7 protein-coding genes and 1 pseudogene are annotated in these 10,916 nt (G+C 66.6%); 6 read left to right on the top strand and 2 right to left on the bottom strand.

All coding sequences use genetic code 11. From position 1 onward, the window contains the following. Both AC2VOG_RS19130 and AC2VOG_RS19125 read left to right on the top strand, forming a co-directional pair. Positions 1-995: sigma 54-interacting transcriptional regulator (locus tag AC2VOG_RS19130; RefSeq protein ID WP_486941404.1), on the top strand; the 995-nt coding region annotated here is incomplete at its 5' end. Further along, positions 988-3,042: a VWA domain-containing protein gene (locus tag AC2VOG_RS19125; protein ID WP_486941403.1), complete on the top strand. Its 2,055-nt coding sequence runs from the start codon at positions 988-990 to the stop codon at positions 3,040-3,042. The genes AC2VOG_RS19130 and AC2VOG_RS19125, both read left to right, overlap by 8 nt. 25 nt (positions 3,043-3,067) lie before the next feature. Here AC2VOG_RS19125 and AC2VOG_RS19120 read toward each other — a convergent pair whose 3' ends face one another. Continuing rightward, positions 3,068-3,982: a TIGR03619 family F420-dependent LLM class oxidoreductase gene (locus AC2VOG_RS19120; protein WP_486941402.1), complete on the bottom strand. Its 915-nt coding sequence runs from the start codon at positions 3,980-3,982 to the stop codon at positions 3,068-3,070. A gap of 117 nt (positions 3,983-4,099) precedes the next feature. Between AC2VOG_RS19120 and AC2VOG_RS19115 the strand changes: the two genes are divergently transcribed. Further along, positions 4,100-6,808, top strand: coding sequence for a helix-turn-helix transcriptional regulator (locus tag AC2VOG_RS19115; protein WP_486941401.1), 2,709 nt, complete (start codon positions 4,100-4,102; stop codon positions 6,806-6,808). Between the two features lie 43 nt (positions 6,809-6,851). Here the strand turns inward: AC2VOG_RS19115 and AC2VOG_RS19110 are convergent, their stop codons facing one another. Further along, on the bottom strand, positions 6,852-8,216 hold the full coding sequence (locus tag AC2VOG_RS19110; RefSeq protein ID WP_486941400.1) for a PPE family protein, SVP subgroup: 1,365 nt from the start codon (positions 8,214-8,216) through the stop codon (positions 6,852-6,854). A 370-nt stretch (positions 8,217-8,586) separates the two neighbouring features. Between AC2VOG_RS19110 and AC2VOG_RS19105 the strand changes: the two genes are divergently transcribed. From AC2VOG_RS19105 to AC2VOG_RS19095, 3 genes and pseudogenes are all read left to right on the top strand, one after another. After that, the gene (locus AC2VOG_RS19105) at positions 8,587-9,603 is read left to right on the top strand and encodes a sensor histidine kinase (protein ID WP_486941399.1); all 1,017 of its coding nucleotides are present in this window, start codon (positions 8,587-8,589) and stop codon (positions 9,601-9,603) included. Then, positions 9,603-10,259, top strand: coding sequence for a response regulator (locus AC2VOG_RS19100; RefSeq protein ID WP_486941398.1), 657 nt, complete (start codon positions 9,603-9,605; stop codon positions 10,257-10,259). Before AC2VOG_RS19105 ends, AC2VOG_RS19100 begins: the two co-directional genes overlap by 1 nt. 206 nt (positions 10,260-10,465) lie before the next feature. Next, positions 10,466-10,916, top strand: a pseudogene (locus AC2VOG_RS19095) (Na+/H+ antiporter subunit A); the annotation flags it as partial.

Genomic DNA, 10,916 nt, shown 5'->3' with positions numbered 1-10,916 from the left:
ACCGCAGCGAGCGCTACACCGAGAAGCTGGCCACCCCCGACACCAGCGTCGCCGACCTGGTCGGCGACATCGACCCGATCAAGGTGGCCGAAGGCCGGAGTCTGGGTGACCCCGAGACCATCGCCTACGGGCTGATCCCGCGAGCGCACCGCGGCGTGGTCGCGGTTAACGAACTCCCCGACCTCGCCGAGCGCATCCAGGTGGCGATGCTCAACGTGATGGAGGAGCGCGACATCCAGGTGCGCGGCTACACGTTGCGGCTGCCGCTGGACGTGTTGGTGGTCGCCAGCGCCAACCCGGAGGACTACACCAACCGCGGCCGCATCATCACCCCGCTCAAGGACCGCTTCGGCGCCGAGATTCGCACCCACTATCCGCTGGAACTCGACGCCGAGGTCGGCGTGATCGCGCAAGAGGCGCACCTGAGCGCGCAGGTGCCCGACTACCTGCTGGCGGTGCTGGCCCGATTCGCCCGCTACCTGCGGGAGTCCCGCTCGGTCGACCAGCGCTCCGGCGTCTCGGCACGCTTCGCGATCGCCGCTGCCGAGACGGTCGCGGCCTCGGCGCGCCACCGCGGCGCGGTGCTGGGCGAAACCGACCCGGTGGCTCGGGTAGTGGACCTGAGCACGATCGTCGACGTGCTGCGCGGCAAGCTGGAATTCGAGTCCGGCGAGGAGGGCCGCGAGCAGGCAGTGCTGGAGCACCTGTTGCGCCGGGCCACCGCGGATACCGCATCGCGGGCACTGGGCGGGATCGACGTGGGACCGCTGGTGGCGGCGGTCGAGGACGCGACAGTGACGACGGGAGAGCGGATTTCGGCCAAAGCTGTGCTGGCGGCACTGCCGGATCTTCCGGTGATCGACGCCATCGCGCAGCGCCTGGGTGCCGAATCCGACGGCGAACGCGCCGCGGCACTTGAGTTGGCCTTGGAAGCACTGTATTTGGCCAAGCGCATCGACAAGACCTCCGACGAGGGCGAAACCGTCTATGGCTAAATCTTTTTCGAGCCACGCTCACCGCTACTCGGCCTACAGCGGTGGGCCGGATCCGCTGGCGCCGCCGGTCGATCTGGCCGAGGCGCTGGAGGAGATCGGCCGCGACGTCATGGAGGGGACGTCACCGCGGCGAGCGCTGCAAGAGTTGCTGCGCCGGGGCACCAAGAACCTGACCGGAGCCGATCAGCTGGCTGCCGAGGCGCAACGACGGCGACGGGAATTGTTGCGCCGCAACAACTTGGATGGAACGCTGGCCGAGGTCAAGAAGCTGCTTGACGAAGCGGTGCTTGCCGAACGCAAAGAACTGGCCCGCGCGCTCGACGACGACGCCCGCTTCGCCGAGATGCAGATCGAGGGGTTGTCGTCGTCGCCGGCCAAAGCGGTACAGGAGCTGGCCGACTACAACTGGCGCAGCAGCGAAGCCCGGGAATCCTACGAGAAGATCAAGGACCTGCTCGGCCGCGAGATGCTCGACCAGCGTTTCGCCGGCATGAAGCAGGCGTTGGAAGGCGCCACCGACGCCGACCGGCAACGGGTCACCGACATGCTCGACGACCTCAACAACTTGCTGGACAAGCACTCTCAGGGAAAAGACACACCGCAGGACTTCCAGCAGTTCATGGACCGCCACGGCGAGTTCTTCGCGGAGAACCCGCAAAACGTCGAGGAACTGCTGGATTCGCTGGCCAAGCGGGCGGCGGCCGCGCAGCGCTTCCGCAACAGCCTTTCTGGCGAGCAGCGTGCGGAGCTGGATGCGTTGGCGGAGCAGGCATTCGGCTCTCCGGCGTTGCAGCAGGCACTGGGACGTCTCGACGCACACTTGCAGGCGGCGCGGCCGGGTGAGGACTGGAGCGGATCGTCGGAGTTCTCCGGCAACAATCCGCTCGGCATGGGTGAGGGCGCTCAGGCCCTTGCCGATATCGCCGAGCTTGAGCAGTTGGCCGAGCAGCTCTCGCAGGCCTATCCCGGCGCGAGCATGGACGACGTCGACCTCGACGCGCTGGCCCGCCAGCTCGGCGACCAGGCCGCCATCGACGCGCGGACCCTGGCCGAGCTGGAACGCGCGTTGCTCAATCAGGGATTCCTGGACCGCAGCTCGGACGGTCAGTGGCGACTGTCGCCCAAGGCGATGCGCCGGCTCGGCGAGACCGCGCTGCGCGATGTGGCGCGGCAACTTTCGGGACGCCGCGGCGAACGCGATCACCGTCGGGCAGGGGCGGCCGGCGAATTGACCGGGGCGACCCGGCCCTGGCAGTTCGGCGACACCGAGCCATGGAACGTCACCCGGACCCTGACCAACACGGTGCTGCGGCAAGTCGCCGGCGGTTCAGCGAGGCTCGACGGAGGAGAGGCGAAGCTGGGACCGCCGCATGAACCTGAACCCGGCACCGCCGCCACCCGCGGTCGGCTGTCGATCAGCGTGGAGGACGTCGAGGTCTCCGAGACCGAGACCCGCACCCAGTCCGCCGTTGCGCTGCTGGTGGACACGTCGTTCTCGATGGTGATGGACAACCGTTGGCTGCCGATGAAGCGCACCGCACTGGCGTTGAACCACCTGATTAGCACCCGGTTCCGTTCAGATGCGTTGCAGATCATCGCGTTCGGCCGCTATGCACGCACGGTGACGGCCGCAGAGCTGACCGGCCTGGAAGGTGTCTACGAGCAGGGCACCAATCTGCACCATGCGCTGGCGCTGGCCAGTCGGCACCTGCGCCGCCACCCCAACGCCCAGCCGGTAGTGCTGGTGGTCACCGACGGGGAACCGACGGCGCACTTGGAGGACTATGAGGGCCGCGGGACGACGGGCCCGTCGGTGTTCTTTGATTACCCGCCACACCCGCGGACCATTGCGCACACCGTGCGGGGCTTCGATGACGTCGCTCGGCTTGGTGCCCAGGTGACGATCTTCCGGCTCGGGGATGATCCCGGGCTGGCCCGCTTCATCGACCAGGTGGCGCGTCGGGTCCAGGGCCGAGTGGTGGTGCCCGAACTCGACGGGCTGGGCGCGGCCGTGGTCGGGGATTACCTGAGGTCGCGCCGCCGTTGATCTCGCTCCGCCGCGTGCGTGCCCGCTATTGGGCCTTGGGTATCACCTCCTGGGCCACCCACCGCATGTGATCGAGGTAGGCGTCGAGCCCCGCGAGGGCCGGCGGGTTGACCCAGGTGTGGGTGACTCCGAGTTCCGTCAGCCTGCCGCAGCTGTCGATGATCTGTTCGGCGGATTCGCCGATTCGCGAACCGGGGTCGCTGACGACGGCGTGTCCTTCGCCGATGTTCAATCCGGCGAGGCTGTAGGAGACGGCGAACGGCCGGTCGTCGAAGCCCGGCTGTGAGCGGAGGTAGTCGATCCGCGCGGGAAGATCGGTGGGTTTGGTGAGCCAGGGTGCCCAACCGTCTCCGAATCTGGCCGCTCTGCGCAGCGCGGCGTCGGCGTCGCCGCCGATCCAGACCGTCGGCCTGCGTGCGGGCTTCGGGCCGAATGCCACGTTATCGAAGCTCACGAATTCCCCTTCCATACAGGGTGATTCGCTCATCCAGAGTTCGTTGATCGCCTCCAAGTACTCATCGGCCATGCGACCCCGCAAGTGGAAGGGAACTCCCATGGCGTCGTACTCCTCTTTGAGCCAGCCGACGCCGAATGTCACCAGCGATCGACCGCCGCTGAACCAGTCCAGGGTGGCAATCGCCTTGGCGATGACGACCGGATGATGCAGCGGCAGGATGGTGACCATCGACCCGACGGTGATCGTCGAGGTGGCGCCCGCGATGAAAGCTTGAGCGGTGCTGGCCTCGAAGTAGTGATCGCCGGACAGTTCGCGGTGCGCGGTAGGGATCAGGAAGTGCTCCGGGAGTACGACCATCGAATACCCCAATCCTTCTGCCGCCGCTGTCACACCGGCAATGTCGCGACCGGCGACCTCCTTCTCCCACGACTGGCTCAGGGCGGCTACCTGCATGCAATTGGGTAACAGGATCATGAAACGCACCGTTAGGCTCCTTCAGCAGCGTGGGTGTGTGGCTACGGACACTGTCGGTCGCAATGTGGTCAACAACGTCGGCGCGAACGCGTATCTCTGGACTCTGCGGGGTCGTAGATTTGCAGCATGGTGCGGCGCTCACGTCCCTCCTCGCAGGTTGGGCGACACCTGCCGGTGCAGTTCACCAGCTTTGTGGGCCGCGCCGATGTCATGGGTGAGCTGACGACGTTGGTCTCGCAGCGGCGGCTTGTGACGGTGTGCGGTGCAGGAGGAGTCGGCAAGACCAGGCTGGCGATCGAAGTCGCTGCGGCGACGAGCCAGCGCTTTCCGGATGGTGTCCGTTACCTGGACCTGGCGCCGATCAGCGACCCTGCTGTGGTTCCGACGACATTGACCCGGGTGCTGGAGGTATCGGATCTGCCGGGGCATTCGTCGTTGGAAACGGTGGTGCGCTGGATCGGCGACAGCCGGATGCTGATGGTGATCGACAACTGCGAGCACCTCATCGGCGTGTGCGTGTCGACTGCGGTGGCGTTGCTGAGTTCCTGCCCCGGACTGAGCATCTTGGCTACGAGCCGTGAACCGATCGGGGTGGCGGGCGAGCTCACCTGGCGACTTGACCCCCTGCCCATGGACGACGAAGCGATTGCGCTGTTCGTGGATCGGGCACGGTTGGCGAGACCGGGATTCACCCCCGACGAGGTCGTGGTCGGTGAAATCTGCCGTCGGCTCGACGGTATGCCGCTGGCGATCGAGCTCGCTGCGGCGCGGCTGCGCGCGATGTCGTTGCCCGAGCTGGCCGGCAGCCTGCGGGACCGTTTCGACCTGCTTGTAGGCGGCGCGCGTTCGGCAACGCAGCGTCACCGGACCTTGCGTGCATCCCTTGATTGGTCGCACGCGCTGCTGACGGATGCCGAACGGATCGTCATTCGTCGCCTGGCGGTCTTCGCCGGGGGATTCGATGCCACCGCGGCAGCGGCCGTCGCCGATGACGGCGCCGGCGGCAGCACTATGGAGTTGTTCAGCCTCGTTGACAAGTCACTGGTCGCCACCGAAGAGCGAGACGGCCGTACTCGCTATCGGTTGTTGGAGACGGTGCGCCAGTACGCGATGGACAAGCTCGACGCGAGCGGTGAGTGCGACGTCATCCGCGAGCGGCATCGCAGGTACTTCGCGGCGCTTGCCGCCAAACTCGACCAGCCTACTCGTGCCGGCGACCAACGATTCATAGATCAGGTGGAAGCCGAGATCGACAATCTACGAACCGCTTTCGCGTGGTCTCGTCAGGTCGATGCCGCCGCCGCGCTGCGGCTCTGCTCACAGCTGCAACCGTTGTGGCTGGGTCGTGGTCACACGCGCGAGGGGCTGGTGTGGTTCGAATCGACAGCGGACCAGGTCGCGACCTGCCGTGACACCACGGCTGTGGTTCGAGCGTTGAGCGACCGGGCGATGATCGACGTGTGGATGGGCGGAGTCGATCTGGCGAGCAGTCTGACGGGCGCGCAGAAAGCGCTTGCGTTGGCGCGGGATTCGGGCGATCCGGCATTGCTGGTACGCGCGCTGACCGCCTGCGGCTCACTGCTGGGTTACAACGCGGCGGAGGCGCGACCGTCTCTTGATGAGGCGATGGAAATCGCTCGTGCGACCGGGGATCGGTGGCGGTTGAGTCAAATTCTGTACTGGCGTGCGGCCGGCGCTTTTGTTGCTGGAGACCCGACAGCGGGCCTGGCCGCGGCCGAAGAAGGCCTCGCCGTTGCCGATGCGATCGGGGACCGTTTTGTCGCCCGATTGTCCGGTGTGTGGCTGGGTTTCGCATTGCTGTGGCGGGGCCACGTGGACGACGCCATCGCACAATTTCAATCGTTGGTCACCGAAGTGGACTGGGGTGGGGACCTGGCGGCGCGAGCGATCGGGCTGCTGAGTTTGGGGCAGGCTCTGGCCTATCGTGGCGATCTGGAGTCGGCCGGGGAGGTCCTTGCCCAGGCGGTTACGGCTGCCGCTGAGTTCGGCGGCAGCTACGAGGGGTTCAGCAGGGCGGCGGTTGCCTATGCGGCGCTGGCGGCGGGCGATGTCGCCGCGGCGGAGCCGGCAGCCGAGGCGGCCTGGCAGCTGCTGCGGGCTCAGCCGGATATCGCGGCGATGTACGGCCACCTTATGGCGCACGTGGCGCTGGCGTGCGGTGATATCGCGGCCGCCCAGGAACTCGCCGATGCCGCCGTGAACTCGGCGATGGGATGGCACCGGTCGGTCGCGTTCACGGCGCGTGCGCGGGTCGCTCTGGCGCGCGGCGAATACCGCAGTGCCGAGAGTGACGCTCAGTCCGCACTGGCGGGTGCGATCGGTACGCGGGCGTATTTGTGTGTGGCGGATGCGCTGGAGTGCCTTGCCGCGTCAGCCGCTGCATTCGGGGACGGTCTGACGGCGGCGCGGTTGATCGGAGCTGCCGAGTCTGCGCGCGAGCAGACCGGGGAAACGCGGTTTCGGGCCTTCCAGTGCAGTTACGAAGGATTGCTAACGGGGCTTCGGGAAGCCATGGGGGAGGAGGAGTTGGCGTCGGCACGCGCAGCCGGCGCGAAGTTGTCGATCGAGGAGTCGATAGCCTACGCGCAGCGAGGCCGCGGGGAACGAAAGCGCCCCTCGAGCGGTTGGGCGGCCCTGACGCCGGCCGAGCGCGAGGTTGTCCGGCTGGTGAGTCGGGGACTGTCCAACGGTGAGATCGCCACAAAGCTGTTCGTCTCCACCAGGACGGTCCAGACCCATCTGACGCACGTGTACGCGAAGTTGGGTTTGAAGTCGCGGATACAGATCGCACACGAAGCAGGGCGGTACGTCTGATCTGATGCCGCCGTGAACTCGGCGAGGCCGGCGCGCGCCGTATTTACCGGGACAGCAGTCGACGCTTTTGTGCGGCGAACTCCTCGCCGGTCAGATATCCGGCGTCATGCAGTTCGCCGAGTTCGCGGATCCCGGCCGCCAACTCCACCACCGAGGTCAGCGGAGAGTGCGCCGCCGCCACCGCTGTTTGTTCTGCCGAATCCGACGACGGCTTGCCCGATCCTACGGACGCCGGAGCTGCGACAGTCTTCCCGGACTCCGAGCGGCGCTGGTTCATGGCGCCGGCCAAGGCACTGCCGCCCATACCGGCCAGGGCCATCTGGCCGAATGCCGTGCCCAGTCCAGCGGGCGACGTGGCTGGGGCGGCGCCGAGCGGCGTCGAGAAACTGGCATGGCGGATCTCGGGGGCGACCTCGGCCCAACTGATGGGTGTCGAAAGGGTTCCGAGCGGGAACGCCTCGCCCATAGAGACCACGACCGCTTCGTGGGGAATTCGGAGGTTCTCGATGGACGGCAGTTCCTCGTGCACTCCCAGCTGGTCCAGAGCGTTCAAGATGCGTTTCTGGCCGGCGCGGAGGATGTCCTGGGTGTCGAAGATCTCTTGAGAGTCCTGCTCGGCGAAATGCATTGCCGCGCCCGCCAGGAAGACACCGAGGATCGACAACGGCAGGGCAACACCGACACCGAGCTCGTCGGCAACTATCCCGAGCCAGTCAAAGGGCCCGGACGGTAGGTCGGCCGGCGCAGGCAGGGCCGTCAACGGCGATGAGGCGTCGGATGAGCCGGGGCCCGACAGCGCCGATGCCAGTCGCGACGACACCGTCTGGGCGATGTTGCCGGTGGGGTCACCGTGCGCGCCGGTCTGGCTCAACGGCCCAGCGGGGTTGGCGGTCTGCGGCGGCGGCGCGAACGGCTCCAGTTCGGAAGCGGTCTTCGACAGGGCCGAGTAGCTGTACATCGCGGTGGCGTCCTGTGCCCACATTTCGCCGTACTCGGCTTCGGTGGCCGCGATCGCCGCGGCATTCTGGCCCAGCACATTGGTGGCCAACAGCGTCAGCAACTGTGCGCGGTTGGCCGCGATGATCGGCGGGGGCACCGTCAAGGCGAACGCGGCCTCGTAGGCGGCCACAGCCGCTTTGGCTTGCAGGGCAGTCTTTTCAGCCTGAGTTGCGGTGGTGTTCAGCCACGTCGTGAACGGGGTAGCCGCCGCCGCCATCGCCGCCGAGGAGGGGCCCGACCATGCCGAGCTGGTCAACTCAGCAACCACCGATTCGTAACCTGCTGCGGCCGTGTGCAGTTCGGCCGCCAGTCCGCTCCAGGCAGTCGCTGCGGCGAGCATCGGACCCGAGCCGGCGCCGAGGTACATGAGACCGGAGTTGACTTCCGGCGGCAACGCAGCGAAATTCATTGGCGGGGCACGCTGGTAGCGGCGGAGCCGGGCGCTGCGGGACGCCGCGCTCGGGTTGCGGCGTTCGCAAGCGCGGCGGAGCCGGGCGCTGCGGGACGCCGCGCTCGGGTACAGCGGTCCATTGCAGTTGCATCCCTCCGGTCACGGGTCGGTGGTGTGATCCGTCGATTTAACTTGCCCGGCGCTCCACCAAGGGGCTCGACACTCCGGGGCGGCAGACACCTCGACCATGGGGTCAAAGCCGACGATGCGCTGGGCGTACCACTATTCTCCGAGCCCGAACCGGTGACTCGCCATGGTGTTTGACACCCATTCGCATGTCAGGGCGACCCGTATGGACATTGCGTGCCGCGCAGACCAGGGTGGTGGTATGAGCCGTTGGACTGGGCTCGTCGACCGATTTCGGCGGCGGGCGAACGCGCCCGCGCGGGGGTTGTTTCGGCGCGTCGTCCTGATCAACGGTTTGGTCTTCACCTTCGGCACCCTGGTGCTGGCCATGTCGCCGGCCACTGTTTCGGGCCCCGTCCGATTGGCCGAGATCCCGGTACTGGTGATCGGGTTGGCAGTCGTGGTTGGGGCCAATGCTCTGCTGTTGCGGTCCAGCCTGGCTCCGCTGGACCGGCTCGCCGCGTCTATGCGGCGGGTTGACCTGCTCCGGCACACCGACCGGGTGGACGATACGGGCGACGGTGATCTGCACCACCTGATGGCGTCGTTCAACGCCATGTTGGACAGGCTGGAAACCGAACGCGCTTCCTCGAGTGCCTTGGTGCTCGTCGCGCAGGAGAACGAGCGGCAGCGGATCGCCAGAGAGTTGCACGATGAGATCGGCCAGACCCTCACCGTCGCCCTACTCACCCTCAAACGGGCCGTCGACGCCGCGCCGGAAGAAATACGCGGGGATCTCGCGGATGCGCAGGAAATCGTGCGGGCCAGTCTCGACGAAGTGCGGGACATTGCGCGACGGCTGCGCCCGGACGCGTTGGAGGACCTCGGCCTGCAGAGTGCCCTGCAGGCACTGTGCAACCAGTTCACCCAGGCGAGCGGCATCGATGTCGTCAAAGACATTGGCCCGCAGGCGGAACGACTGAATCCCAACGTGGAGTTGGTGTGCTATCGCATCGTGCAGGAGAGCTTGACCAATATCGCCCGGCACTCCGGTGCACACAAGGTGTGGCTGGACTTGCATGTCGATACAACGGGGGAGCTGACCCTGCGGATCTCCGATGACGGTACCGGCGGGCTCGACGTCGAAGGTGCGGGAATCACTGGAATGCGTGAGCGCGCACTGCTGGTGCACGGCACCCTAACCATCACCTCCTCAGCCGAGCAGGGCACCGAAATCCGGCTGGTGGTGCCGGCCCGACCGGGGGCCGGACGGTCATGATGCCGACGCAACCGGCACGCATCCTGCTGGCCGACGATCACGCCCTGATGCGCAGTGGGCTGCGGATGATTCTGGACGCCGAGCCCGACCTGTCTGTGGTTGCGGAGGCTGCAGACGGCGCCGAGGCGCTCGCAGCGTTGCAGGAAACCCCTGTCGATCTGGCCATTTTGGACATCGCAATGCCGCGGATGACCGGCTTGCAGGCCGCCCGCGAGATCAACCGCAACCATCCCCACGTGCGGGTACTGATGTTGTCGATGCACGACAACGAGCAGTACTTCTTCGAGGCCCTCAAGGCCGGTGCCTCGGGCTACGTCTTGAAATCGGTCGCCGACCGCGACCTGCTCGAAGCGTGCCGGGCGACGATTCGCGGTGAGCCGTTTCTGTACGCCGGGGCGGTGACCGCGCTGATTCGGGACTACCTGCATCGGGCGAGGCACGGCAATACGTTGCCGGAGACCATCCTCACGCCGCGTGAGGAGGAAGTCCTCAAGTTGATCGCCGAGGGCTTTTCGGCACGCGAGATCGCCAAGACTCTCGGCATCAGCGCCAAGACAGTCGATCGCCACCGAACCAACACCCTGCAGAAATTGGGTCTGCGCGACCGCCTGGCGCTCACCCGGTATGCGATCAGGACCGGTTTGATCGAGCCGTAACGGGACATCGCCCCAGCCGTAGTGGGTGTTGCACCCCCCGCCGAATGGGGGTTGTATTCCATGGCGCGCTGCCGCTGCACCACACAAACTGGAATCAGTGGTGGTGGGGAGATGGGTGCGGCCGTGTTCTGAGCGCGTCCGCGGTCTCCTCACGATTGGCCACGACTAGAACGCATCGACTTAAACGAAACGGCCCGTGGAGCGTGATGCTGGCGATACTGCTTGCCCATGTTGTTGGCACAGCTGCCGCACCAGCGTTGGTGCGCAGGTGGGGCAGGGCGGCTTTCTATCCGCTGGGATCCATCCCGCTGGTATCGCTGGGCTGGGTGGTGGCGAACTGGCCGGCCGGTCCGGCCGACGACCACCGCGTCACGGTGCCGTGGGTGCCCGGACTGTCGATGGACATCGCGCTGCGATTCGATTCGCTGAGCGCAATCATGTGCGTGCTGGCCTTAGGGATCGGCGCACTGGTCTTGTTCTACTGCGCCTCATACTTCCGGCCGGTCGGGGCGCACGAAACCGATCCGCGGCTGCCCAGCTTCGCCGCGAAGATGGTCGGTTTCGCCGGAGCGATGTTCGGGCTGATGGTCGCCGACAACGCGTTGGTGCTCTACGTGTTCTGGGAAATGACGACGGTGCTGTCGTTCCTGCTGATCG

This window comes from Mycobacterium sp. TH-M11, assembly GCF_057473725.1.
Note: the sequence above shows the minus strand (reverse complement) of the source record. Positions and strands in the feature narration are given on the sequence as shown.

Coding starts and splice junctions, on each gene's coding strand:
- AC2VOG_RS19125 (WP_486941403.1), top strand. CDS start 988: ATGGCTAAATCTTTTTCGAGCCACGCTCACCGCTACTCGGCCTACAGC.
- AC2VOG_RS19115 (WP_486941401.1), top strand. CDS start 4,100: ATGGTGCGGCGCTCACGTCCCTCCTCGCAGGTTGGGCGACACCTGCCG.
- AC2VOG_RS19110 (WP_486941400.1), bottom strand. CDS start 8,216: ATGAATTTCGCTGCGTTGCCGCCGGAAGTCAACTCCGGTCTCATGTAC.
- AC2VOG_RS19105 (WP_486941399.1), top strand. CDS start 8,587: ATGAGCCGTTGGACTGGGCTCGTCGACCGATTTCGGCGGCGGGCGAAC.
- AC2VOG_RS19100 (WP_486941398.1), top strand. CDS start 9,603: ATGCCGACGCAACCGGCACGCATCCTGCTGGCCGACGATCACGCCCTG.